Annotated in this window: 18 protein-coding genes and 1 tRNA gene; 4 read left to right on the top strand and 15 right to left on the bottom strand. The window is 74.2% G+C overall.

Annotated elements, in window-relative coordinates; genetic code table 11:
• Positions 1-26 precede the first annotated feature (26 nt).
• Positions 27-1,850 (bottom strand): EAL domain-containing protein, encoded by a 1,824-nt coding sequence (locus tag ACIO6U_RS30775; protein ID WP_391047035.1) that lies wholly within the window; start codon positions 1,848-1,850, stop codon positions 27-29.
• A 252-nt stretch (positions 1,851-2,102) separates the two neighbouring features.
• Between ACIO6U_RS30775 and ACIO6U_RS30770 the strand changes: the two genes are divergently transcribed.
• Together ACIO6U_RS30770 and ACIO6U_RS30765 are read left to right on the top strand one after the other, a co-directional pair.
• Positions 2,103-3,446, top strand: a complete 1,344-nt coding sequence (locus ACIO6U_RS30770) for a M6 family metalloprotease domain-containing protein (protein WP_401724077.1) — start codon at positions 2,103-2,105, stop codon at positions 3,444-3,446.
• A gap of 4 nt (positions 3,447-3,450) precedes the next feature.
• Positions 3,451-4,749, top strand: a complete 1,299-nt coding sequence (locus ACIO6U_RS30765) for a M6 family metalloprotease domain-containing protein (RefSeq protein ID WP_355343224.1) — start codon at positions 3,451-3,453, stop codon at positions 4,747-4,749.
• 20 nt (positions 4,750-4,769) lie between these two features.
• Here the strand turns inward: ACIO6U_RS30765 and ACIO6U_RS30760 are convergent, their stop codons facing one another.
• From ACIO6U_RS30760 to ACIO6U_RS30710, 11 genes are all read right to left on the bottom strand, one after another.
• Positions 4,770-5,198 (bottom strand): OsmC family protein, encoded by a 429-nt coding sequence (locus ACIO6U_RS30760; RefSeq protein WP_355343227.1) that lies wholly within the window; start codon positions 5,196-5,198, stop codon positions 4,770-4,772.
• Between the two features lie 70 nt (positions 5,199-5,268).
• Entirely contained in the window at positions 5,269-6,321 is a 1,053-nt protein-coding gene (locus tag ACIO6U_RS30755; protein WP_401724073.1) for a polysaccharide deacetylase family protein, read from the bottom strand.
• Positions 6,322-6,450: 129 nt separating this feature from the next.
• On the bottom strand, positions 6,451-9,744 hold the full coding sequence (lysX, locus tag ACIO6U_RS30750) for a bifunctional lysylphosphatidylglycerol synthetase/lysine--tRNA ligase LysX (protein WP_401724070.1): 3,294 nt from the start codon (positions 9,742-9,744) through the stop codon (positions 6,451-6,453).
• 86 nt (positions 9,745-9,830) lie between these two features.
• Positions 9,831-12,443 carry a phosphatidylglycerol lysyltransferase domain-containing protein gene (locus ACIO6U_RS30745; RefSeq protein ID WP_401724067.1) on the bottom strand — a complete coding sequence of 871 codons (2,613 nt, stop codon included), beginning with the start codon at positions 12,441-12,443 and terminating at the stop codon, positions 9,831-9,833.
• A gap of 44 nt (positions 12,444-12,487) precedes the next feature.
• Positions 12,488-12,561 (bottom strand) — tRNA-Lys (locus ACIO6U_RS30740).
• 55 nt (positions 12,562-12,616) lie between these two features.
• A complete protein-coding gene (locus tag ACIO6U_RS30735) occupies positions 12,617-13,225 on the bottom strand; it encodes a bifunctional DNA primase/polymerase (protein WP_391047021.1) in 609 nt (202 codons plus the stop codon).
• Between the two features lie 246 nt (positions 13,226-13,471).
• Positions 13,472-13,849 carry a hypothetical protein gene (locus ACIO6U_RS30730; protein ID WP_355343241.1) on the bottom strand — a complete coding sequence of 126 codons (378 nt, stop codon included), beginning with the start codon at positions 13,847-13,849 and terminating at the stop codon, positions 13,472-13,474.
• Between the two features lie 81 nt (positions 13,850-13,930).
• Positions 13,931-15,211 carry an AAA domain-containing protein gene (locus ACIO6U_RS30725; protein ID WP_401724274.1) on the bottom strand — a complete coding sequence of 427 codons (1,281 nt, stop codon included), beginning with the start codon at positions 15,209-15,211 and terminating at the stop codon, positions 13,931-13,933.
• 110 nt (positions 15,212-15,321) lie between these two features.
• Positions 15,322-16,980, bottom strand: coding sequence for a hypothetical protein (locus tag ACIO6U_RS30720; RefSeq protein ID WP_401724063.1), 1,659 nt, complete (start codon positions 16,978-16,980; stop codon positions 15,322-15,324).
• A complete protein-coding gene (locus ACIO6U_RS30715) occupies positions 16,971-18,173 on the bottom strand; it encodes a hypothetical protein (protein ID WP_401304852.1) in 1,203 nt (400 codons plus the stop codon). Before ACIO6U_RS30715 ends, ACIO6U_RS30720 begins: the two co-directional genes overlap by 10 nt.
• Before the next feature lie 21 nt (positions 18,174-18,194).
• Positions 18,195-19,277, bottom strand: coding sequence for a phosphatase PAP2 family protein (locus tag ACIO6U_RS30710; protein ID WP_401724060.1), 1,083 nt, complete (start codon positions 19,275-19,277; stop codon positions 18,195-18,197).
• A gap of 325 nt (positions 19,278-19,602) precedes the next feature.
• On the opposite strand from ACIO6U_RS30710, the gene ACIO6U_RS30705 reads away from it, so the two are divergent.
• Together ACIO6U_RS30705 and ACIO6U_RS30700 are read left to right on the top strand one after the other, a co-directional pair.
• Positions 19,603-20,292: a TetR/AcrR family transcriptional regulator gene (locus ACIO6U_RS30705; protein WP_355343253.1), complete on the top strand. Its 690-nt coding sequence runs from the start codon at positions 19,603-19,605 to the stop codon at positions 20,290-20,292.
• A gap of 86 nt (positions 20,293-20,378) precedes the next feature.
• On the top strand, positions 20,379-20,972 hold the full coding sequence (locus ACIO6U_RS30700) for a histidine phosphatase family protein (protein ID WP_391047011.1): 594 nt from the start codon (positions 20,379-20,381) through the stop codon (positions 20,970-20,972).
• A gap of 53 nt (positions 20,973-21,025) precedes the next feature.
• Here the strand turns inward: ACIO6U_RS30700 and ACIO6U_RS30695 are convergent, their stop codons facing one another.
• From ACIO6U_RS30695 to ACIO6U_RS30685, 3 genes are all read right to left on the bottom strand, one after another.
• Positions 21,026-22,309 (bottom strand): alpha/beta fold hydrolase, encoded by a 1,284-nt coding sequence (locus tag ACIO6U_RS30695; RefSeq protein WP_401724057.1) that lies wholly within the window; start codon positions 22,307-22,309, stop codon positions 21,026-21,028.
• Between the two features lie 167 nt (positions 22,310-22,476).
• Positions 22,477-23,121 carry a response regulator gene (locus ACIO6U_RS30690; protein ID WP_401724054.1) on the bottom strand — a complete coding sequence of 215 codons (645 nt, stop codon included), beginning with the start codon at positions 23,119-23,121 and terminating at the stop codon, positions 22,477-22,479.
• Positions 23,118-25,103 (bottom strand): histidine kinase, encoded by a 1,986-nt coding sequence (locus ACIO6U_RS30685; protein ID WP_401724051.1) that lies wholly within the window; start codon positions 25,101-25,103, stop codon positions 23,118-23,120. The genes ACIO6U_RS30690 and ACIO6U_RS30685 overlap by 4 nt, the downstream gene beginning before the upstream one ends.
• Positions 25,104-25,266: the final 163 nt, after the last annotated feature.

Here is a 25,266-nt window from a genome sequence, read left to right as displayed (position 1 = left end):
GCCCCGGTCCCGCGGCGCGTGCCGCCTCAGTCCAGCAGCGCGGAGATCGCCGCCGCCGCCACGGGGCGCGAGTAGTGCCAGCCCTGGCCCGTGTCGCAGCCGATCCGCCGCAGGCGCTCCGCCTGCTCCGCGTTCTCCACGCACTCCGCCGTCACCGTCAGACCGAGCCGGTGGGCCAGTTCGACCAGCGCCTCGACGATCGTCTCGTCCGCCGGGTTGGGGTGTTCCGCGGAGCGGAAGCCCTGCACGAAGGAGCCGTCCAGCTTCAGGGCCGAGACCGGGAGGCGGCTCATGTAGGCGAGGTTGGAGTAACCGGTGCCGAAGTCGTCGATGGCGATCCGTACGCCCATCTCGTCCAGGGCGTGCAGCGCCTGGAGGGGGCGGCCGGCGGAGCCCATCACGGCGGACTCGGTGAGTTCCAACTGGAGCAGCCGCGGCGGCAGACCGGTGTCGGCGAGGATCGCGGCGACGTCGGCGACCAGGTCGGAGTCCCAGACCTGGCGTACGGCCACGTTGACACTGACCACCAACGGCGCCTCGGGGTGGGCCAGTTGCCAGGCGCGGGCCTGGCGGCAGGACTCGGCGAGCACCCAGCGGCCGAGCTGGACGATGGAGCCGTCCTCCTCGGCGAGACCGATGAAGCGGTTGGGCGCCAGCCGCCCGAAGTGCGGGTGCTCCCAGCGCACCAGCGCCTCGACACCGCGCAGCTCGCCCGAGTCGAGGGCGACCAACGGCTGGTAGTCCAGGACGAATTCGCCGCGCTCGACGGCCTGCCGCAGCGTACGGGACAGAGCCTGACGGGTCATCCGGTGCTCGTTGCGCTCCGGGTCGAAGAGCGTCCAGCGCGCCTTGCCGTCGGCCTTGGCCCAGTACAGCGTGGTGTCGGCGGCCTGCATCAGACCGGTGGCCGACGTGCCCGCCGCCTCCCGTTCGACCACGCCGATGCTGGCGGAGACCGCGAGCCGGTGGCCGCCCACGTCGAACGGCGGCTGGAGCGCGGCCAGTACGGCCTCGGCCAGATCCGTCGCCTGCCCTGTACCGGTGGAGTCCCGTACCAGCAGGGCGAATTCGTCGCCGCCGAGCCGCGCCACCAGGTGCCCGCCGGGCTCGGCGCAGGCCAGCAGGCGGCGGCCCACGGCGGCCAGCAGTTCGTCGCCGACGCGGTGGCCGAGTGTGTCGTTGACCGCCTTGAAGCCGTCCAGGTCCAGATAGCACAGGCCGATCCGGCCGGTCCGGCTGCCGTGGTCGCCGACGGCGGCCGACAGCCGCTCGAAGAACAGCGCGCGGTTGGGCAGTCTGCTGACCGGGTCGTGCATGCGCAGGTGCCGCAGCTCCTCGCGCAGGGTGTCCCGCTCGCCGACGTCCTCGACGGACAGCAGCAGCGGGCGCGCGCCGGTGCGCGAGAGCGTGATCTCGGCGTGCACGGTGCTGCCGTCCGGCCGGGTGATGCCGCGCGTGCAGCGCAGCCGTTCGCGGCGGCCGGTGAGCACGTCGTGGAAGGCGGCGCGGGCGTGCCGGTCGCCGCTCAGGCCGAGGAGCGCGGCGGCGCCCGTGGCGCTCATCCGCTCGGGCGAGGCGCCCAGCAGCGCGCCGAGCGCGCCGTTGGCCTCCAGGACCGTGCCGTCGGGGGCGAGCAGCGCCATCGCGGTCTGGGCGATGGCGAAGGCGGCCCGGTAGTCGCGCAGGTCGGCGTCGCCCGGCCGCGCGGCCGTACTTCCCTGCCCCGCCGTCCGTCCGGCCGGCTGCGGTTCCCCGCCGCCGCCGGAGTGTGGGGCAGAGGTGTGACTGTGCGTGATGACTTGTGCTGTGCTTTCGGGCTCGACACCTGGGCCGCCCGAGGGTCCGCCCATGGCCCGCTCCCCGCTTCGCGCTCGTCTCGATCGCGATCATATGGGCTGGCGGAGTTGGTGTTCCAGCGCCCTGGTGGTGATTCTCCGCACGTGTGCTGACGGATCGACCGAACGTGTCCGAACGGATCGCTCATGTGATCGCATCCCCGGGGACATTACGCACCGTAGTGACCGCTGCGCGACGCCTGTACGCCTCCCGCACACCGCCCGGCTGGAGCAGTCGGACAGGACATATCGTCACATTCCATAGCAATGTGGGGGAGGTGTCCCGAACGGGTTCACGAATCCTCCCCGGAGGTCCATGTGCGGCGGTCAGCCAGCTCGTCAGGCTCCTCAGGCGTCTCGATAGGCGTACCGCCCCGCGCGCGGCGGCGTGTCCTGCGCTCCGCCGCGGCGGCGCTCAGCGTCTTCAGCGCCGTGGTCGCCTGGACGCTGACGACCGGCCCCGCCGCGTCCGCCGCCGTCGGCAGCGCCTGCCTCCTGCCGCGCACCGGTGCCCACCACTCCGAGGGCGTCGACACCTGGGAGAGCGGCTACGCCCGGCCGACCGGCCACATGAAGGCCCTCATGGTCTTCCTCGACTTCCCCGGCACCGCGCCCGACCTCACCACCCAGCAGGTCGCCGCCGACCACTTCCCGGCCACCACCCGCTTCTTCGACCGCGCCTCGTACGGCCGCTTCGACCTCGGCGTCCACCCCGTCACCCGCTGGCTGCGCATGCCGCGCCCGGCCACCGACTACGCGATCAGCCGCGACTGGAACGCCGCCGACCGCACCGCCTACCTGCGCGACGCCATCGCCGCCGCCGACCCGGTGGTCGACTTCCACGGCTACGACGTCGTCTACCTCGTCGCCGACCCCGACGCGCCCGGCGTCGACTCCGACGCCACCAAGGTCGTCAACCTCTCCACCCCGATCACCGTCGACGGCACCCCGCTGCGCCGGCTCGTCACCGTCTTCGAACGGCACCCGCCGGACCGCAACGTGCTCGCCCACGAGACCGGCCACGTCTTCGACCTGCCCGACCTGTACTACCGGCCGCCCGCGGGCAGCAACGCCGACTGGGACACCCACGTCGGCGACTGGGACCTGATGGGCAGCCAGTTCGGCCTCGCGCCCGACCCCTTCGCCTGGCACAAGTGGAAGCTCGGCTGGATCACCTCCGACCAGGTCGGCTGCGTCACCCGCGCGGGCACCACCTACCAGGACCTCAGCCCCGACGAGACCCCCGGCGGCACCAAGCTGATCGTCGTACGCACCGGGCCCGACACCGCCCTCGCCATCGAGGCGCGCACCGCCACCGGCAACGACCACGCCGCCTGCCGCCAGGGCGTCCTGCTCTACAAGGTGCGCTCCGACATCGAGTCGGGCGACGGACCCATCGCGGTGATCGACGGCCACCCGCACACCTCCGCGTGCCGGGCCACCTCCGTCTACCCGCCGCTGGCCGACGCGCCGCTGGGCGTGGGGGAGTCCTACGCCGTACCCGACGGCTCCACCCGCGTGACGGTCTCCGCCCACAATTCGGACGGCACCTGGACGGTCAAGATCGTCGAGGGGTCGCCCGTCGGCGACGACACCGGCCACAGGAGCTAACGCCATGGCCTCCACCAAGGGGTCTGGACCGCGCCGCCCGGCCACGACGGGGTCGGGGCCGCGCCGGCTGACTCGGACCGGACTGCGCTGCACCGCGCTCTTCGCGCTCGGGCTGCTCGCCGTCGGCAGCACCGTCTCCGCGGGCCCGCGCACCCCCGCGCTCAACGCCTCGCCGCCGCCCGCCGCCCGGCCCTGCGCCCTGCGGGCCGTCCCCGGCGTCGCCATGTCCGAGGGCTTCCCCGACAGCTCCAGCCGCGGCCCCAACGCCGAATTCGCCCCCTCCACCGGCACCCTGCACGCCCTGACCCTGCTGATCGACTTCCCCGACGCGCCCGCCCAGTACAGCGCCGCCGACCGCTACGGCGAGTTCTTCCCCGCGGTCAAGAAGTGGTACGCCGTCAGCTCGTACGGCCGCCTCGACTACGAGTCCACGCCGGTGCTGCGCTACATACGGATGCCGCGGCCCTTCAGCGCGTACGGGATCGGCCGCGGCTACGGCTGGGACGCCCACACCGAGATGATGCGCGACCTGCTCAAGGTCGCCGACCACTCCATCGACTTCCGCGGCTACGACCTGGTCAACATCCTCGTCACCCCCAACGCGGGCCCGCCCGCCGACGAGGCGGTGCTCTCGGTCACCTGGACCGGCGCGTCCGCCGCGACCACCGACGACGGCGCCCACCTCGACAAGGTCTCCCTCATCTACGGCCACGACCAGTCGGGCCCGCGCGTCCTCAGCCACGAGAACGGCCACGCGCTCGGCCTGCCCGACCTCTACGCCGCCGACGACTTCCCGCGCACCGACACACTCGCCGGGCAGTGGGACAGCATGTCCCTCGACTGGGGACTGCAGGGCGACCTGTTCGCCTGGCACAAGTGGAAGCTCGGCTGGCTCGACGACAGCCAGATCGCCTGCGTCACCGGCCGCACCGACACGACCTACGAACTCGGCGCCGTCGAGATCCCCGGCGGACGCAAAGCCGTCGTGATCCCGTACAGCCGCACCGGGGTCTTCGTCCTGGAGGCCAGGCAGCAGCTCGGCAACGACAAGGACGCGTGCCGCGCGGGTGTGCTCGCCTACCGGGTCCGCACCGACGTCGACTCGGGCAAGGGCCCGGTGACCGTCGTGGACGCCCATCCCCGCACCTCCGCCTGCGACTTCAGCAGCGGCGCCTTCAACTCCCTGAACGACGCGCCCTTCAGCGTCGGCGAGGGCTCCACCGACAAGGCGTCCGGGCTGACCTTCAAGGTGCTGGGAAGGACAGCGGCGGGCGCGTGGAAGATCCACGTCACCCGCCGCTGATCAGGCGTCAGAGACCGTGCTCAGTCCAGCAGTTCGGCGTTGAGCGTGATCGTCGTGCCCGCGAGCGCCTTGCTGACCGGGCAGTTCTCCTTGGCGCCCTGCGCCGCCGCCTCGAAGTCACCGGCGGAGATGCCGGGGACACGCGCCTTCACCGTCAAGACGATGCCGGTGATGCCCTCACCCGGCTGGAAGGTCACGTCGGCCTGCGTCTGCACCGACTCGGGCGGGGTGCCCGCGCCCGCCAGACCGTGCGAGAGCGCCATCGAGAAGCAGGAGGAGTGGGCCGCGGCGATCAGCTCCTCGGGGCTGGTCTTGCCGTTCGCCTCCTCCGCGCGGGAGGCCCACGTCACGTCGTACGAGCCGACGCCCGAGGTGTCGAGCGAGACGGTCCCGGCGCCGCCCATCAGCGGGCCCTTCCACTGGGTCGTCGCGGTGCGGGTGGTTGCCATGGTGAAGCCTCCAAGAGGTACCGACGGATGGCGGGAACGCCTCCTGAACGCTACCTCGCGCGCGCCACGATCAGCGCGCGGGGAAGCTGTATGTCCAGCCCTGCGCGTCGAGCCTGTCCAGCAGCCGCGACAGCGCCCGCACCGTCTGGGCGCGGTCGCCGCCGCCGTCGTGCATCAGCACGATGGAGCCGGGGCGCAGTTGACGGTCGATGTTCGCCAGCACCTTGGCGGTGCCGGGCCGCTCCCAGTCGCGGGAGTCCACCGTCCAGCCCAGCGGGCGCAGCCCGTGGCCGGCGGCGATGTGACGGATCGTCGGGGTGAAGTCGCCGCCGGGCGCCCGGTAGTACCAGAGCTTCGCGCCGGCGCCCGCGGCCTTGGTTATCTCGCGCTGCGCGTCGACTATCTCGTGCGTGTTGTACGCCGCGGACCTGCTGCTCTGCCGCTCGTTGTGGTGCACGGAGTGGTCGCACAGCCGGTGGCCCGCCGTGGTGATCTGCCGGACCAGGTCGGGGTGGGCGGCGGCGTTGGGGCCGATCTCGCAGAAGGTCGCCTTCGCGTGGTGCGCGGCCAGCAGCGCCAGGACCTGTGGGGTCCAGCGCGGGTCGGGGCCGTCGTCGAAGGTCAGCGCGACGGACCTGCCGCCGTCCTCGGTGGAGTGCTGGATCGACTCGCCGGCCGGGGCGCCGGTGGCGGGGCTCCCCGAGGGGTCGGCGGGACCGGCCGAGGGGTCCAGGGGCCCGGTCGGCTGCCCGGGGACCGTCTGCGACGGGACGGTCCCGGACGGATCGGTGGGCACGGGACCCGTCCGCGACGGACCGGTCGGTGCGGGACCGTTCTGACCGGGACCCGGTCCGGACGGCTGCGAGCCGGACGGATCGCCCGGCGGAGAGGTCCGCTGGGACGGGATGCCCGCGGCCGGGCCTGACGCCTCACCCGACGCGGTCGAGGACGGCGCGCGCGACGAGGCCCGCGCGTCGTCCGCCCCGCTCGCCGCTGCCCCGCCGTGCTGTGTGCCGCACGCCGCGAGCGCGGTCCCGGCGAGCGCCGCGGTGGCCACCGCGGCGGCGGTCCGCCGTACGGCCGTGCGGCTCAACATCCCAGATCGTCCGGTTTTGTACGTCATGCGGACCACCGTAAACATGCTCCGAACGGGTGATGCAAGGCCCCCCGCCCCGCGCCCGGCCCCGGGGAACCCGCCCCGCGCCCCCGCGAATCCGGCCGCGCACCCCCCGCGACCCGCCGCGCGGCACGGTCAGCGGCGACGTACCAACGGGAATGGCAGCGTCTCACGGATCGTCCGGCCCGTGAGGAACATCACCAGCCGGTCCACCCCGATCCCCAGCCCGCCGGTCGGCGGCATCGCGTACTCCAGCGCCGTCAGGAAGTCCTCGTCCAGCTCCATCGCCTCCGGGTCGCCGCCCGCCGCCAGCAGCGACTGCCGGGTCAGCCGGGCCCGCTGCTCCACCGGATCGGTCAGCTCGGTGTACGCCGTGCCCAGCTCCGTGCCGTACGCCACCAGGTCCCAGCGCTCGGCCAGCCGCGGATCGGTGCGGTGCTGCCTGGTCAGCGGCGAGACCTCGGCCGGGAAGTCCTTGTAGAAGCACGGCGTGGTGGTGCGCTCCTCCACCAGCCGCTCGTACATCTCCAGCGCCACGTCGGCAGGCCCGTCCTCCGGGCCATACGGCACCCCCGCCCGGTCGCACAGCGCGCGCAGCCGCGCCAGCGGCGTCCCCGCGTCGACCTCCTCGCCCAGCGCCAGCGAGATCGCCCCGAACACCGTCCGCACCGGCCACCGCCCCGACAGGTCGACCTCGGCGCCGTCCGGCCGCCGGGCCGTCTGCCCGCCGTTCGCCGCGACGGCCGCCGCCTGGATCAGCTCCCGCGCCAGATCGAGCATCACGTCGTAGTCCGCGAACGCCTGATACGCCTCCAGCATCGTGAACTCGGGGTTGTGCTTGTACGACACACCCTCGTTGCGGAAGGTCCTGCCCAGCTCGAAGACCCGCTCCACCCCGCCGACGCACAGCCGCTTCAGATACAGCTCGGGCGCGATCCGCAGATACAGGTCGAGGTCGTAGGCGTTGATGTGCGTGGTGAACGGGCGGGCGTTCGCGCCGCCGTGCACCGGCTGGAGCATCGGCGTCTCGACCTCCAGGAAGCCGCGGTCGGCCAGCGTCGTACGGACCGCGCCGACGGCCGCGCTGCGGGCGGTGAGCAGGGACCGCGCCTCGGGGGAGACCACCAGCGCCAGATAGCGCTGCCGCACCCGCGCCTCCGGGTCGGTCAGGCCGCGCCGCTTGTCCGGCAGCGGGTGCAGGCACTTACCGGTCAGCGTCCAGGAGTACGCCTCCGCGGTCGGCTCACCGCCGCGGCTGACCGTCATCGCCCCCTCGACCCGGAGCAGGTCGCCGAGGTCCACGCCCGACTCGAACTCCCGCAGACCGTCCCGTCCGAGACGATCCCTGGTCAGCATGATCTGGAGGTCGCCCGACCAGTCCCGCAGCGTCACGAAGACGACCCCGCCGTGGTCGCGCACCCGCAGCACCCGGCCCGCGACCGCCACCGCGCTGCCCGCCCCCGCCGTACGCGCCACCGCCAGCGTGTGCGTCGGCCCCGCGCTCACCGGATACGGGTCGACGCCGTCGCGCCGCATCCCCTCGACCTTGGCCAGGCGCACACGGACCTGCTCGGCGGGGCCGTGCGGGTCCGCGGGAGCGTGACGGCCGCGCTCGGCCGCGGCGGCCGTCACGCTCGCCGTCGTCATCCCCGCCGCCGTACCGCCCACCACGCCCGCCGTCGCACCGGCCACCGCCGTACCGCCCGCCGCGCCCGCTCCGGTACCGCCCGCCGCGGACCGGCGGCGGCGCCGGAAGCGCAGGCTCGGGAGCTCCACGAAACCCTCGGCGATGCCAGAGGCCAGGCCGATCCTGGCCATGTCCTTGCCGTCGGCGTAACACAGGTACCGCGGGTACCAGTGCGGCTGGTACTTCACGTTCGAGCGGTACATCGCCTCAAGCTGCCACCAGCGGGAGAAGAACAGCAACAGCCGCCGCCACATCCGCAGGACGGGCCCCGCGCCGATCCGGGCGCCCTCCTCGAAAGCGGACCTGAACACCGCGAAGTTCAGCGAGACCCGCCGGACACCCAGCGCGCCCGCGCCCGCGGCCAGCTCGGTGACCATGAACTCCATGATCCCGTTGGGCGCCGTACGGTCCCGCCGCATCACGTCGAGCGACACCCCGTCGTGCCCCCACGGCACGAACGACAGCAGCGCGGTCACCCGCCCCTTGTCGTCCAGCGCCTCCACCAGCAGGCACTCGCCGTCCGCCGGGTCGCCGAGCCGCCCCAGCGCCATCGAGAAGCCGCGCTCGGTGTCGGTGTCCCGCCAGGCGTCCGCCAGCCGTTCGACCTCCCGCAGCTCCTCGGGCGACAGGTCGTGGTGCCGCCGGATGCGGGTGGTCGCCCCGGTCCGCCGCACCCGGTGCACCGCCTGCCGGATACCGCGCATCTCGCGGCCCGCCAGGTCGAAGTCCGTCACGTCGAGAATCGCCTCGTCGCCCAGCTCCAGCGCGCCGAGCCCCGCCCGCGCGTACGCCTTCGCGCCCTCCTCGCCCGCGCCCATCACCGCCGGCACCCAGCCGTACGCCCCCGCGTGCGCCAGCCACGCGTCGATCGCCGGACCCCACGCCTCCGGGTCGCCCAGCGGATCACCGCTGGCCAGACAGACCCCCACCTCCACCCGGAACGTCACCGCGGACTTGCCGCTCGGCGAGAACACCACCGACTTGTCGCGCCGCGTCGCGAAGTAGCCCAACGAGTCCTTGTCCCCGTACCGCGCCAGCAGCGCCCGGATGCGGTCCTCGTCGTCCCCCCGCAGCGCCGCCTCCATCCGCTGCGACCTGAACAGCGCCGCCGCCGCGCACAGCAGGGCCGCCGCGCCGAAGAGGCCGAGCCAGAAATTCGTCCAGTACGGCGGCCTGCCGATGTCCGGCAGGTCGTTCACCCCGCCGACCACCTTGTTGACCGCCCACCGCAGCCGGTTCCCGCCCTCCAGCGTCCCCGGGAACAGCGTCAGCAGCCCCCACCCCAGCAGCACCCCGATCGCCAGCCCGCACACCAGCACCAGCAGCGCCCGCCAGAACGCCCCCTTGCGCACCCGCGCCGAGAACTCGCCCCGCGCGGCGATCACCGCGCCCAGCACCGTGCCCGTGATCAGCAGCGCCGGGATCGCGCTCCAGTCGCGCACCGCGATCAGCACCAGATTCGCCACCACGGTCAGACCGAGGAAGACCGCCACGATCCAGTACGCCACCCGTTTGCGGGCCGCCATCGCGCCGCCCAGCAGCACCAGGAACGCCGCGTACGCCAGATTCGGCGACGCCGGCACCGTCAGGATCTCCACCCACCGGCGCACCGGGTCCAGCAGGGGCCGCAACGGGGAGACGACGGCCAGGGTGGCGCAGAACAGGGCCAGAATCCCGAAGAATTCTCCGAACCAGCCCGGAATTCTGGGCGCCACCCGCCCCCACGCCACCTTCCCGGGCATCGGCTCCGCCTCTCCTCCCACGCACCTGGCGCCTTCAGCTTTCCCCAACCCGGCGGGACGCGCCTCTCCAGGCGTACGGCTCCGGGCTAGGGAGCACCGTCCTCAGGGGTGAGGAGGGTGCCGCGGTGGCGGAGACGGGGTCCGGTGAGGAACCCCTCGGCGATGGCATTGGCGGCAGCCACTCGCGGAAGGTCGGCTCTCCGCTCGAAGAGCACATAGCGGGCCTGCCAGCGCGGCGCGAACGCCGCGTAGCCCCGCTCGCGGGCGGCGACCTGCCCGAGGCGGGCGAGAAGCCGCAGCGGGGCGCGGCGCAGCCGCGAGGACAGGGCGCCGCGGAAGGCGGTGAAGTTGAGGGACACGCGGGTGACCGCGCCCAGCGGAGCCCTACCGGCGGCGGCGCGCAGCAGCACCTCGGTGAGGAGGAAATCCACCGGGGCCCGCCCGGACTCCCGGTCGCGCCGGATGAGGTCGAGGGTGAGCCCGTCGGGCCCCCAGGGCACGAACGTGACCATCGCGCAGGTCCGCCCGTGCGGATCGAGGCACTCCGCCAGGAGACAGTCCCCGTCGGCCGCGTCACCGAGCCGCCCGAGCGCCACGGAGAAGCCGCGCTCGGCGGGGTGCCGCCGCCACCTGTCGGCCAGATGCGCCAGCCGCCGCAGTTCGTCCGGGGCGATCTCCCGGTGCCTGCGCAGCACCACCGAGTAGCCCGCGCCGCCGAGCACCCCGTGCGCCTGCCGCAGCGCGCTCAGCTCGGCGGAGCCCGTATCGGCGAAGACGGCGGCGAAGGAGGCCGCCTCCACCACCGCCTCGTCACCGGACGGCAGCGCGCGGAAACCGGCCGCCTCGTACACCACGGCCGCCGCGGGCCCCGCGCTGGTGACGGCCGGGACCCAGGCGTGCCGCCGCGCCGTGTCCAGCCAGTGGTCGACGGCCCGCGGCCAGGCCGCCCGGTCGCCGACGAGGTCACCGGAGGCGAGCGCGACCCCGTTCACCACGCGGTAGAGGACGGCCGCGTCCCGCTCCGGGGTCCAGGACACCGCCTTGTCGCGGCGCAGCGCGAAGTAGCCGAGCGAGTCGCGCCGCCCGTACACCCGCAGCAGCGCCCGCAGCCGCCGCTCGTCCGCGGGCAGCAGCCGGTCCCGGCCGCGCGGCGAGCGGAAGAAGGCGAGCAGGATGAGCAGCATCAGCGCGACGCTCAGGACGTTGATCGCCAGGTCCGTCCAGCCGGGCACCCGGATCTCGGGCAGGTCGAAGAGACCGGACACCGTCAGCACCCGCACCAGCGTGTACCGCGTACTGGCCCCCCACTGGCGCGGCGGCAGCTCGTCCGTCGCGTGCACCAGCAGCGTGCCCAGGCCGATCGCCACCGCGCCGCCGACGACGAAGGTCGTCAGCCCCAGCGCCACATTGCCCCGCTCGCCGCGCACGTTGAACACCGTCCTGGACACCAGCAGCGCGAACAGCACCAGCCCGGTCACCCCCAGCGACACCCAGTTGAACGGATGCCCGCGCGTCACCGGCAGCGCCGCCACACCCGCCAGGCACAGCAGTGTGTATCCGCCGGTCAGCACGGTCGTGACGATCCAGGCGGCCCGCTTGCGGCGGCGCAGGCTCACCGACAGCACCAGCGCGAGCACCGCGCCGGTGAAACCGGGGCTGACCAGGAAGGCGGTGAAGAACTCGCCGTTCGAGGCGGCCCGCACCCGGTCGCGGAACGGCGCGATCACCCCGGTCACCGCGTTGACCGCGCACACCACCCGCAGGTACCAGACGGTGAAGGCCGCACCCGGCTGCCGCAACGGCCGCAGCACGCGGGCCAGCAGCGTCTCGATCCTGGACGGCGGCAGCTCCACGATCGTCGGCCGCCGCGCGGGCTTGCGCGCGGGCGTCGACGACGGCAGCGGCGCGCCCGCCACCGCGTCCATCATGGCCGTCTTCATCGCGACCATCCGCCGGTGGATCCGGTCCTCGCGCCGCTCGGCCCTGGCCATCCGGCGCGGCCGGGAGGTGTACCGCCAGCGCGCCCACGGACTGGCCGGGCGGGCCAGCCGCAGCGCGCCGACGATCGCCAGCACCGGCACCATCACCCCGAGCAGCCCCGTCCAGACCTTGCCCTTGGACAGGCACACCACCACGAAGCCGATCAGCACCCCGGCGCTCAGATACTGCTGGTACGACTCCCCGACGACGAATCCGCCCAGCGGGGCCTGGCCGATCAGCAGCAGCCCGATCACCGACACCGCGAGGATCACCGCGTCGACCGACTGGCGGCCCTGCTCGCTCCAGTAGACGTCCTTCAGGTGCAGCACCAGCGCGAACTCGTCCAGCACCAGGCCGCAGCCGATCCCGAAGACCAGCGCGAGCACGTCGTGCACCGCCGGGCCGCCGCGTACGGCGAACGACCCGATGCCGCCGATCAGCATCATCGCCTGGCCGAACACCACATGGTGGATGTGCAGGCCGCCGGGCTGCACATTGCCCGGCCACCACTTCACCCCGCGCCGGATCATCCGCACGCTGAACCGGATGAACAGGAAGGAGCCGATCAGTCCGACCAGCAGCAGGAAGAGCGGCTCACGGCCGGTGTCCGCGATCCGCGTCCGGTGCGCGTCGGCCAGCCAGTCCACCATGGCTCCAGGGTCGTCGTGGTGCGGGCCGTCGGCCACCCGGACGGCGCGTCCGCATGCCTGGACGTTCATACGAAGAAGGCCCCCCGCTTCCGCGAGGGGCCTTCGACCGTCTGTGCGCCGCCAGGGACTCGAACCCCGGACCCGCTGATTAAGAGTCAGCTGCTCTAACCAACTGAGCTAGCGGCGCCTGCTGACGTCGTAGACCTTAGCATCCGGCCACGGGGAGCGGAAATCGATATGACTCAGGCCGTTCCAGGGGTGCTGACCAGGGCGGGAACGGTCTTCGCGGGCGCCGACCTGGCCGCCCGCACGCACGCCCAGAGGACCACGTCCGCGCCCGGCAGCCAGGGGTGCCGGGTGTCGGGCGCCACCAGCCAGCGGGACAGCCCTGCCCCCGGATCGCAACCGGAGTCCTGGCCGGCCTCGGCGCCGTCCTGCGGCGCGTACAGCGGCGGTACGGTCACCGCGTCGCCGCTGCCGTGACAGAGCATCGGCGGCACCGCCTGGCCCCACTCCTCCCAGTCCAGCAGGTACGGCAGCCGCTGCGCCGTACCCGGCGCGACGAGCAGCAGCAGCCGCCCGCGGTGCACGGCCACCGGGCCGCTGCCGGGGCCCGACGCCCATAACTGCTCCAGGAGTCTGCGGCCGAACAGCGCCGACAGGTTCACCACATCGAACGCCGTACCGCACGGCAGCACGCTCGGCGCCGTCGGACGGGCCGACCACAGCGCCCGCACGCTGCGCGGGAAGGCGCTGGCCGAGGCCAGCCACTCGGCGCCCTCCGGGGTGACGTACGACGTGTGCCGACGCCGCTGGGCTTCGGTGACGACCTCGGTGACGGCATGCGTCACGGCCGCGATGCTTCCGGTCCCTTGCCATTCTTCCATGGCATCTACAGGTACCGGCCGCTTCCGGCGCGGTCGGCGCAATCGGACGAATTCGGGACAGGAGGGTGGGAGAGGGGGTACCTTGCCGCGACGCATATGCGGGGCACGGTTGCGGCGGCCCCCGGCGGCGTGACGGTCACGGCAGCCGCCAGGGGAGCCGGAAGCGCCCGCGGACACGTCCTAGGGGGCGCCGCCGCCCGCGATCAGGCGCTAGGGGGCGCCGCCGCCCGCGATCAGGCCCTCGCCGTACTCGACCATCCGCTTCGCGTAGTCCTCGGTCCACCCCGCGCGCTCGGCCAGGCCCGCGTACGTCAGCCGGTCGAAGCGGCGCGGATCGGTGAGCTGCGCGGCGGCTATCGCCTGGAAGTCCGTGGCCCGGTCGGCGGCCGTACGGAAAGCCGTCGCCAGCTCCGTCGCCCGCGCCAGCATCCGTCCCGGATCGTCCATCGACTCCAGGTCGAAGAAGTGCTCCGGATCCTCCACCGTCGCGGCAGGCTCGAAGCTCAGCGACGCGGGCCGCCTGGGCCGCGGCGCCGCCTCCCGCGACCCACCGCCCTGCGCGTTCTGAGCCGACTGCGGCTCTGACATACGGCTACCTCCGGAATCGATCACGCACACCATTGTCCCGCGCCCACGCAAGACCCCCTCCATTCGGGTGAGCGACCGCGCTCACGGCCGCCAGCTCACCCGGTGTTCCGCGAGGTGCGCCAGGACCGCGTGGTTGGCCTCCCAGCCGTCGGGGAACTTGACCGTGACACCGAGCTGGACCGGCTCGGAGGACGGGTGCTCGTCGAGGAGTTCGGCCACGCCCGCGCGGCACACCACGATGCACGCGTGCCGGTGCCGGGAGGCCAGCACGCACAGCCGCCCGGTCTCCAGATGGAACGCCGTGGCGTCGGGGCGGCCGGACAGCGGGTGCAGCACCACGGTCACGTCGAACTCGCGGCCCTGGAGACGGTTCGCGGTGTCCACCGTGACCCCGGCGACGCCGACGTCGGCCAGCGCGGCGCGCACCGCCGCCGCCTGGTCCCGGTGCGCGGTGCCGACCGCGATCCGGTCCGCGGTCAGCGGCGCCGGGCCGGGATCGGGCGCGGAGTACGTCAGACCCCCGCGGTCCAGCAGCCGCCGCACCACCGCGGCCACCGCGCGTACCGCCTCAGGGTCGGTGCGCGGGGTGTGCCGGGCGGGCAGCTCCAGCAGCCCCCAGCCGCTGGCCGCCGCCTCGTCCAGGACGCGGTCGGGCCCGCCGCCGTCGCCCGGCACCCCGAACACCAGCCGCCGGTCGCCGTGGTCCGTACCGCTCCTGAACGGGGTGTACGGGTAGAAGGCGCGCGACACCAGGGGCGCCGCCGACGCGGGCAGCCGCCAGGACACCGGCAGCCGGTGCTGCGGCAGCCCCGGATTGTGCGCGAGCAGCGTCACCACCGCGCTCGCCGACGGGTCGTAGCTCAGCCCCGCCCACTGCTCCGCGCCGACCACGCTGAACGGGTCCAACTGCCCGGGGTCGCCCACGAACAGCGCCCGCTCGAAGAGCCCCGCCACTTGCAGCAGCGCGTCCGACCGCATCTGGTACGCCTCGTCCACGATGGCGTGCCGCCACGGCTCGGTGTCCTTCACGTACGCCCACTTCGCCGCGGTCGCGATCACCACCTCGCAGGCCCGCAGATCCGCCACCGAACTGGACTTCATCAGCGCCGGGTGCCGGTCGAGCGCCTTGTCGGGCGGCGACTCGGCGCCGTGCAGCCGGCCCACCGGCAGGTCGGGCTCGGCGGTGGCGAGCCGGTCCGCGAGGTCGTCGACCTGCGCGTTGGTCTGCGCGACGATCATCAACGACTCGCCCGCCGCCGCCAGTTCGCGTGCCGCGCGCACCACGAGCGTCGACTTGCCCGCGCCGGGCGGCGAGTCGACCACGACCCCGCGGGCGGTGCCGTGCAGCGTGCTCTCCAGGATCGCGGCCGTCGCCTCGGCGGCGGCCCTGCCCGCGTCGAACCCGTCCTTTCTGTCCCACCTCTCCGGTACGTGTCCGTCCGTGTCCGGGCCGTCGGCTCGCACGGGCTGCGTCACAGGTAGTCCTCCGCGGTCACGGGGTCGGGCGGGTCAGCGGTCGGCGGTGTGCCGGGCGGCGTCCCGGCGTCGGGCGGGCCGCCGTGCGTCCACGGTGTCTGCTCCGGCTCCGGCAGGCCGGGGCCGCCGCGCGGATCGTGCTCGAAGAAGGTGAAGTCCACCCGGTCACCGGCCCCCGGCACCGACCCCTCCTTCGGCGTCCGCCCGCTCCCCATCCCCCCGGTGAGCCGCACCACCACCACGAACCGGCCTTCCGGCCCGGCCGCAGGACCGCCGCCCGGCGCGGTGGCGCCGCTGCCGTCCGGGGCCACCGAGACCACTTCGGCGCTCTGCGCGGACTTGGCGCCCGGCACGGAGCGGTACGCCTTGGTGCCGGGCTCGGCCTGGGGGAGGTCGTGGGTGCGGATGGTCAGGAGGGGGCGGGGCATCGGCCGCTTGCCCTCGGAGTACGTCATCTCGACGCCGATGACCTCGCCCGCGAACGCCTCGCCCGCCAGCCGCCTGGCCGCCATCGTCAGGGGGTCGTCCAGCGCCTCCTGCGCGGAGACCCGCGCCTGGGCCGTCTCGCGGCCCGCGAGCTTCTGCGCGGCGGCGATGGCGCCGTCCCGCTTGGGCTGCGGCGGCTCACCCGCGCGCAGCCGGTCGCGGTGCCCGGTGAACGACCAGCGGTCGCGTTTCCACCGGTCGGCCACATGCGCGCCCTCGGGCAGCGCCCGCAGCAGGTCGAGGCCGCGCCACACGTCGTCCCAGGTCGGCCGGAGCTGGGAGCCGACCAGCCGCCGTACCTCCGCCTCGGCCGCGGCCAGCTCAGCGGCGGCCCCGGCCGGGTCGGCCTCCGCCGCCGTACGCGCCGCGTCGTAGCGGGCCATCGCGGGGGCCAGCACACGGTTGTCGAAGACCGGGTCGGTCGCGGGACCCGCGGGCGGGCTCAGCAGCAGCCCGTCGGCGGCGCGGTCGGTCTGCGCGCGCTCGGCGGCGACCGCCCCGTCCAGCCCGTCCGGCGGGTCGATCCAGCCGAGCAGGCCGCCCAGGTGCTGGTCCTCCATCGAGCTCTGCCCGGTCGCCCAGTGCCGGGTCAGCAGCTCCGTCATGGCCACCAGCAGCGCGCTGCCCGGCGTACGCGCCCGCTCCCCGTAATGCGTCAGCCAGCGGCCGAGCAGCGGCACCGGCACCGGGACGGGGTGCGGCGCGTCCGGGTCCTCGACCGTCCGCAGGAAGCGCGTGGACCGGCCGAGCAGGCGGACGTACTCCAGCGCCGCGCTGTTCGGCACCACGATCTGCGGCGCGTCCGCGCAGACCTCCGACTCTCCCCCAGCCCGGCGGCTGGGAGGTGCCCCCACGCGGTTGCGGGTCGCGGGCTCCACCTCGACGTCGTCCGCGTACGCGTCCATCAACGGCAGTACGGCGCCCGCGAGTCCGGCGAAGAAGCCGAAGCGCAGCTCCCGGTCCAGCGGCTGCGGCACCACCAGCAGCTCGGGCGCCGCCCGGTCCGTGCCCACCATCGCGCCCAGCGGCGCGCCCGCCTCACCGGCCGTCGTCAACGGCACCAGCACCAGCGGCCGTTCGGCCAGGTGCCGGTGGCGTACGGTCGCCGCGGGCACGGCCCGGCCCGTCGCGACGGCCTCGGCCCGCGCGAGCGTGTTCATCAACGACATGCGGCACCGTCCCGTACGGCGGCGTCGTCCGGTGCCTGGTCCCGTACGGCCGCCTGGGCGGGCAGCGCGGGTGCCTCTTCCCGGGCGGACAGCGCCTCGGCCCGCAGGGCCGCCGCCCTGCGCAGGGCCGCCACCGCCGGGTCGGCCGGGTCACCGGCCTCACCGTGCGCGGCCGACAGCACCGCCTCCACCGTCGTCAGGGTGCCCAGCTCGCCGCGCAGACTGCGGCCGAGCGACTCCACGCAGCCGTCCGCCCGCGACCGGTCACGGCAGTGGTACGCCAGCTCGCAGGTCGACAGGCACTCGGGCGCGTACGCGGCGGGCACCGCGTCCACGGCGGCGGTCAGGTCGATCCGCGGCCGGGTCGGCGTACTGCCGTCCGCGCCGTACCGCAGGTCGAAGGTGGTGCCCTCGGGGAGGGCCGCCGCGATCTCCTCGATCCGGGTCAGCCGGGCCAACTGCCGCCGGGTGACCGAGAGCTGCTTGCGGACGTCGACCCACTCGGCGGTCGGCAGATTCGAGAAGTCCTTCGGGCAGACCAGCAGGACGTCGGGCCGGGTCCGGCCGGCCGCCACCTCGTCGAGCGCGAGCACGTACACCGCGGACTGCCGGGCCGCCGCGCCGACCTTCAGCGCGTCCGCGCCGCCGTCCAGGATCGGGAAGGACTTGATCTCCACCACCGTCCAGGACCCGTCGGGCCGCACCGCCACCGCGTCCGGCTCCAGATACGCCAGCGACCCCGCGACCTCGAGGGCCAGCAGCGGATGGTCGAGCAGCGTCCAGGAACCGGCCGGTGCCTCGGCGAGCGCCAGCCGCGTACGGGCCGCCCGGCCCTCGGGCCCCGCCGCCGACAGATCGGGGACCTCGGCGGACTCCGGAATCCCCGCCGCCGTCTCCGCCGCGCCCAGCAGCCGCAGCAACTCGGCGCAGCCGTCCCGTTTGACGCGGGCCTCGAAGGCGTGGCCGCGCGAGAAGGCGAAGCGGGACTGGCCGAACCGGGCGGGCGCGCCCAGCACTTCGGCGACCGCGCCCTTGTCGACCCCGGCGGCGTCCAGCAGCGCGCGGCGGCGGCAGCCGGGGTTGGCGGCCAGCGCGGCCAGCGCCCGTGCGTCGAGCGGCCGTGGCGCGGTGTCGGGGCCGCGCAGCGCGGCCAGCCGTTCCCGCAGCGAGTGGTGGTGGTGCGTAGTGCTCACCCGCGAAAGTGTGGCACTCGGCTACGACATCCGGCTCTGTCCGGCGTGTTCGCCCGCCGCACGCGGGTCGTCGGCGTCGTCCGGCCCGTCCGCGCCGGGCGGTACGGACACGGTCCGCGGCTTCGGTACGGAGGCGCCACCGCCGGGTGCCGGAATGCTCGCGGCGACACCGCTGACGCCCGTGGCATGCGCGCCGTTGGACACCTGCGTGCCGTTGGACACGTGAGTGCCGTTGGAGACCTGCGCCGTATTGGCGACGTGCGCGGCGACCACCGCGGACGACGCACCGGACACCGGCTCCGTCTCCTCGGCCGTCTGCCTGCCCAGGGCTTCCTTCACGCGCGCCAGCAGCCGGTCGGCGACCCGCAGCGCGGGCTTCGCCAGCAGATAGCCCAGGCCCATCACGGCGACACCGGCCACCGCGTCCAGCAGATAGTGGTTGGCGGTGCCCATCACGACACACGCCGTCGTCACCGGGTAGAGCACGCCCAGGGTGCGCACCACCCTGTTCCGCCCGTAGCGCCACAGGATGATCCCGCACCACAGCGACCAGCCCACGTGGAGGCTGGGCATCGCCGCGTACTGGTTGGTGAGATGTCCCATACCGCGCGGCGCGCTCGCGTCGGTGCCCCACCAGCCGTAGGAGCCGTACTGCGCCATCGTGTCGATGAAGCCGTGCCCGCCGCCGATCAGCCGCGGCGGCGCGGTGGGCGCCACGGTGAAGCCGACCAGACCGATCAGCGTCGAGATCATCAGCCACGTGCGCGCCACCCTGTAGTGCGTCGGGCGGCGGCGCCACAGCCAGATCAGGATGCTCGGCGTCACCACATAGTGCAGCGACGCGTACGCGAAGTCCGCGGGCACGCCCAGGAAGGCGTGCTGCGTGAAGAGCTTGTTGAACCAGCGCTCCGGATCGATGTGCAGGAGCTGCTCGAAGTGCAGGATGTCCGCGCCGTGTTCGACGGCGTCGTCCACATCCCCCCTGACCAGCAGGCGGGCGCCGGAGTAGAGCGCGTAAATCACCGCGATGAGCGGCAGCTCGGTCCACCAGCGCAGCTTCCCCCGGTAGGCGGCGGCGCGCGGCGCGGTGGCGGTGATCGTCATGCGGGCGTCTCTCCAGGTTCTCCGAAGGCCGCGGGCGGGCGGTCATGGTCTTGGCGCGTACCCTCTACCGTACGACGTACGCTAAACGCCACGTACACCGGCCCAGAACTACGGAAGAAACTCCGACATCGTACGGTGTTCAACGTTCCGTAGCAGGGGTATGTGCAGTCGAGGACGCCCGGTCCGCTCTCCGGGTTGCCTTCCTCGGCGTATTCCTCGACGTGTTGGCGACGTTCCGGCCTCGGCGTACCCCGTCGCACGAGGCACCCCAGCGTGACTGTTGTACGACTGAAGTACGACTGAGTACGAGAAACAAGAGAATCGGATGTCCGTCACCCAGCCGGTCCGCTCCCCACGGCGCCGCGCTCCCCGCAACTCGCTCAACCCCGACCGTATCCTCGACGCCGCGATCACCCTCCTCGACCGCGAGGGCGCCGAGGCGTTCACCATGCGCGCGCTCGCCCAGGAACTCGGCGTCGGCACCATGGCGGTCTACTCCCACTTCCGGGGCAAGGACGAGATCAGCGACGCTGTGGCACAGCGTCTGATGGACACGATAGAGCTTCCGCCCACCGGCACGGGCGACCCGCGAGGTGAGCTGCGGGAGGTCTGCCGCGGCGTCTACGGGCTCTTCACCGAGCACCCCTCCGCGCTCCAGCTCCTCACCATCAGGCCGCTGCGCGGCGACGACGCCATAGCCGTCATCGACCGCATGCTCGACCTGCTCAGGCGCGCGGGGCTCGGCCGCGCCGACGCGGCCCACGCGCACGTGGCCCTCATGCAGTACACCGTCGGCTCCGCCCTGTGGAACACCCGGCGGGCCCGCGCCCTGTGCGAGGACGGGGTACGCGACCGGGTCCGCGCCAAGATCGACGCCCTGCCGCCCGACGTCTACCCCGCCCTCGTCAGCCTCGCGCCCGAACTCCTCTGCGCCCAGGACCAGGGGTCCGCGCAGTACGAATTCGGCCTCGAAGGGCTGCTGGAGGGTCTGCTCGGCGGCGGCCAGGGGCTCTGAGGGCGGGGACGGCGGGGCCGTGAGGGCGGGGACAGCGGGGCCGTGAGCGATGATGGGGGCCCGTTTCCTAGGAAAGGCACCGCCGCATGGCTCCGCGCATTCTTCTGGTCAGACACGGCCAGACGGAATGGTCCCTGTCCGGGCGGCACACCGGCCGTACCGACATCCCCCTCACCGAGGAGGGGCGGCGCACCGCCCGGATCCTCGGGGAGCGGCTCGCGCGCGGGCCCTGGAACGGACTTCCCGACGTCGAGGTCCGCACGAGTCCGCTGCTGCGGGCCGCCGAGACCTGTGACCTCACCGGTTTCGGCGGCGCCGCCAAGGAGTGGGACGCGCTGGTCGAATGGGACTACGGCGACTACGAGGGCCTGACGCCCGCCCAGCTCCAGGACCTGCGGCCCGGCTTCACCATCTGGCGCGACGGCGTGCCGGGCGGCGAGGCGCTGGCCGAGGTCGCCGCGCGCGCCGACCAGGTCGTCTCCTGGGCGCGGTCCGCCGAGCGCGACGTCCTCGTCTTCGCCCACGGGCACTTCCTGCGCGTCCTCGGGGCCCGCTGGCTCGACCTCGCCCCGTCCTTCGCCGGCGCCCTCCGCCTCGACCCCGCCTCCCTGTCCATCCTCGGCTGGGCCTACGGCGCCCCGGCGATCGAGCGCTGGAACGACACCGGTCACTTGGCGTGAGGCCCTGACCGCGCCCTGACCGCGCCCCGCGCCGTCCCCTCCGCGTCCTCGGCTCAGGAGGCGGGCGTCGGCAGGGGGCGGTCCAGGAGGAAGGACCGCAGGAGGGCGGTGTAGAGGGCGGGCTGGTCGTGGGAGATGGCGTGGCCCGCGTCCTTGACGTGCACGATGCGGGAGTCCGGGAGGGTCTGCCGGTACTCCTCGGTCACGGCGGGCTTGATGAAGTCGCAGCTTCCCCGCATGACCAGGGACGGAACGCGGATCGCGCGCAGCCTCGGGCGCGGGTCGGGGAGCTGCTCGAAGTCCTTGACGGTCATCTGGTTGCTGTAGAAGCCCTGGGGGTTGGCGTGCGCCTCCGAGGCCGCGGCGTCCGCGCAGGAGGTGGTGTCCTTGCCGAGCAGGGCCACCTCGTGCATCCAGTGGTCGAGTTCGCCGTCGCCCACCAGGGCGTGGGCGGCGCGCGCGTTGATCTGGAGCAGCAGACTGGCGGCGATCAGCCGCGGCTTGCTGTCCAGCCGGTCACGGGCCGCCCGCTGGGCCGGTGTCAGGTGGTCCCAGGGGTCTCCCGCCGCGGAGCCGGGGAATTCGTGGCCCCACAGCGCGCCGGGCGAGGTGAACACGGCCTTGGCGACGTGCGTGCCGTGCGCCAGCAGGTACTGGGCGGCCAGCGAACCGCCCCACGACTGGCCGACGACGATGATCCGGTCCGCCCCGATCGTGCGGCGGATCGCGTCGAGGTCCGCGACCTGGCGCGCCACCGTGTACCCGGTGACGTCGGAGAGCCGGGTGGAGCGTCCGGCGCCCACCTGGTCGTACGCGTAGACGTCGAAGCCGTCCGCGGCCAACTCCCGGCCGCCGGTGGGGATGCCCTCAGACGGGGTGCCGGGGCCGCCGTGCAGGAAGACGACCGGGGTCGGCCTCGGGGTGCCGACGGCGGGTGCGTGCACATAGGCGATCCGTGAGCCGGTCGGCAGATTCCAGAATCTGACGTCCGCCGGGACCGGGGCCGAGGCGGAGGTCGGCATCGGGCGGAAGACCGTACCGGCGGCGAGCGCGCAGACGCCGAGGAGCAGGACGCCGGTGAGGACGCAGGTCGCCCGCAGGCCGCCCTTGCCGAGCAGGGCGAACGCCCCTCGGCCGAGCGCCGCGGCCGTCCCCGCGGCGACCACCAGGCCGCACAGGGCGAGCAACGGGACGTTCGCGGTCGCGAACGCCGCCGCGAAGAAACCGGCGGTCGCGGTGACGGGCGTCAGCGCCACGGTGACGACGAGGAGGACGCCGCCGAATATGCGGCGGGCGAGCGGGGGAAGCGCGGGAAGCGGGGGAAGTCTCAGTGCCATGCCGCCGAGGCTAGGTACGCGCGGGTCACCCGGTCGTCGTGCGCCCGGACGACCGGCGTTCGGCGAAATCCGCTGGTCGGCGGGGTCCCGACCCCCGCCGCGCGGCGGGGGGCCCGACCGGCCGCGGCGGCTCAGATCTGTCTCGTACGGGGGCGGGGGCGGCGGATTCAGCCGGCTCCGGGGCGGACCAGACCCGTCTCGTACGCGGCGATCGTCGCCTGGACCCGGTCGCGTACGCCCAGCTTGCCGAGGACCACGGCGACATGGTCCTTGACGGTGGCCGGGCTGATGCCCAGGACGGCGGCGATCTCGGCGTTGGCCAGGCCGCGCGCCACGTGCCGCAGGACCTCGGTCTCGCGCGGGGTGAGGCGCGCCAGCCGCGCCGGGTCGGCGGGGACGGGCCCGGCGGCGTACCGCTCGATCAGCCGTCCGGTCACCGCGGGGTCGAGCAGGGCGGCCCCGCCGGTTACCACCCGTACGGCGTCCACGACCCGTTCCGGCTCGGCGTCCTTGAGCAGGAAGCCGACGGCCCCGGCGCGCAGCGCGGCGAACACGTACTCGTCGAGGTCGAAGCTGGTGAGCACGATGACACGGGTGGCGGGGGCGCCCGCGACGATCCGGGCCGTGGCGGCCAGACCGCCGGTGCCGGGCATCCTGATGTCCATCAGCGCGACGTCCGGGCGCAGTTCGAGAGCGAGCGCCACCGCCGACTCCCCGTCGTCGGCCTGGCCGACGACCGACAGGCCGGGCTCCGCGTCGACGATCGCCGCGATGCCCGCGCGTACGACCGCCTGGTCGTCGGCGACCGTCACCCTGATCGTGATGGGAACACCTCCGGCAGCCACACGCGCACCGCGTCGTCGTCGGTCCTGGTGAGCGTACCGCCCACCGCGTCGGCCACCGCCCGTACCCGGCGCAGGGCGCCGGGGCCGCCGGGCGGCGGCGCGGTGAGTTCGACACCCGCGTCCAGGCGCAGCACGGTGAGGGTGACGCCCTCGGCGAGCAGCAGCGCCGCGACCCGGTACGCGGCCACCCCCACGACGACGGTCACCGCCCGGTGCGGCCCCCGGTAGCGGACGGTCGCGCCGTACCGGCCCGCCAGTGCGGCGATCCCCGCCACCGTTGGCGGCGGAGTGCTCACGCCGTCCCGGCCGCGCAGGTCACGCAGGAGTTCGCGGAGCGCGCCCAGGGCCGCGCGCGCCTCGTCGAGAACGGTGTCGAGCCGTCCCGCGTCGGCCGCGTCCGCCACATTCGCCGCGTATTGCCGGGCGGTACGCAGCAGGCCCGCCGCGATCAGGCGGCGCTGGTCGCGTACGGCGGCGTCGGCGTCCCGTTCGAGCCGTTCCCGCCCCCGCGCCGCCACCGCCCCGCGCCGCTCCCGCCGCCGGGCGGTGGCCAGACCCAGCCACCACAGCGCGAACGACGGCACCGCCAGCAGCCCGGTCAGCGCCGCCCAGGCCGCCGTCCTGCTGCCGGTGATGCCGTCCGCGCTGGCCAGCGCGAGACCGCCGGTCACGGCCACCGCCACCGGCGCCATCAGCCCGCGCCGCACCGCCAGATACGCGCCCGCGCTGAAGACGAACGTCAGCTCGACCCACCAATAGACCAGGAAAATGTCACTGACCGGCGGCCGGGTCCACCCGGCCCTGTCGCACCCCCACCACAGCACCAGCGCCGACAGCACCGCCACCAGCCCCGCCCCCGGCGCCCGCGACCGCCACCCCAACGGCACCGCGTGCAGCCCGGACAGGACCACCACCGACACGCTCGGCAGCAGCCCGCGAAACGAGTCGGGCACGTCGTCCGAGAGCAGGCTCGCGCCGAGCGACAGCGCGACGGCCAGGACGACCAGCGCCCAGTCGAGCGCGGTGGGACCCCGCCACAGGGGGCGGCGGCGGTCGGGTGTCCCGCCGGGCGTCCGGCCGGACGCGGCTTGTGCGACCGGGAGTTCGGCCCGCACCGTCCAGCCGGGGCCGTCCGGGCCGTAACGGAGCGTGCCCCCGGCGGCGGCCACGGTCGTCCGCAGACCGGCCAGGCCGTGGCCCGTGCCGAGGCGGGGTTCGAGCGCCGTGCCGCCGCTGTCGCCGACCGTGACCGTGACCACGCCGGGGGCAGCCTCGACGGCGATACGGATCGCCGAACCGCGGGCGTAGCGCGCCGCGTTGGTCAGGGCCTCGCGCACGACGCGGTACGCGAGGGCGGCGGTCGGCGCGGGGACCGCCGCGGCGGTGCACTCGTAATGGGCGCCGGCCTCGGCGGCGAGGGCCGCGACGGCGTCGAGGTCCGCCGCCCTTTCGTCCGCGTGGTCGGTGAGGACGTCGAGTTCCGCGATCGCCTGGCGGGCGGCGGTGCCCGCGTGGCGCAGCGCCGCCGCCGTGCGCTCGGGGTCGGCGAGGCGCTGCGCCGCCGCGGCGGAGACCACGATCGCCGTCAGGCGCTGGGCGGCCACGTCGTGCAACTCGACCGCGAGCCGGTCGCGTTCCGCGAGGGCCGCGAAGCGGGGGATCTGGGGTGCGCCGGTACGGTACGCGGCCAGGGCCGAGCGCTCGGCGCGCCTGCGTTTCCGCGAGCGGCCCAGGGCCCATGCGACGGCCGCGGCGCCCGCCGCCACGAGGGCGGTGCCCGCGACGTTCCACGGCCTCAGGCCGGCCGCGGCGGCGGTGGCGGTGGCCATCGCGACGGCGCCGGCCGCGGCGGCGGCGGCGAGGCCGGCGGTGCGGTGGCTGGCGAGCAGGTGCAGCGTCAGCAGCGCCGCGGTGGACGCGGCGACTCCTGCGACGGTTCCACCGTCCACCACCGCCCCTCACCCCCTTCCCGCACCCTAACGAACCCGCCTCCGCCCTTCGTGTCTTGCCTCCTTTTCCCGCCCGCCCACCCGTGCGGGTGTTTTGTCGTCTGCGGGTGCCGCTTGTGCCTGGTCGGTGCCGGGCCGGGGCACCTCCTCGAAATCCGTATCA

This window comes from Streptomyces sp. NPDC087422 (assembly GCF_044744145.1).
Taxonomy (GTDB): Bacteria; Actinomycetota; Actinomycetes; order Streptomycetales; family Streptomycetaceae; genus Actinacidiphila.
Note: the sequence above shows the minus strand (reverse complement) of the source record. Positions and strands in the feature narration are given on the sequence as shown.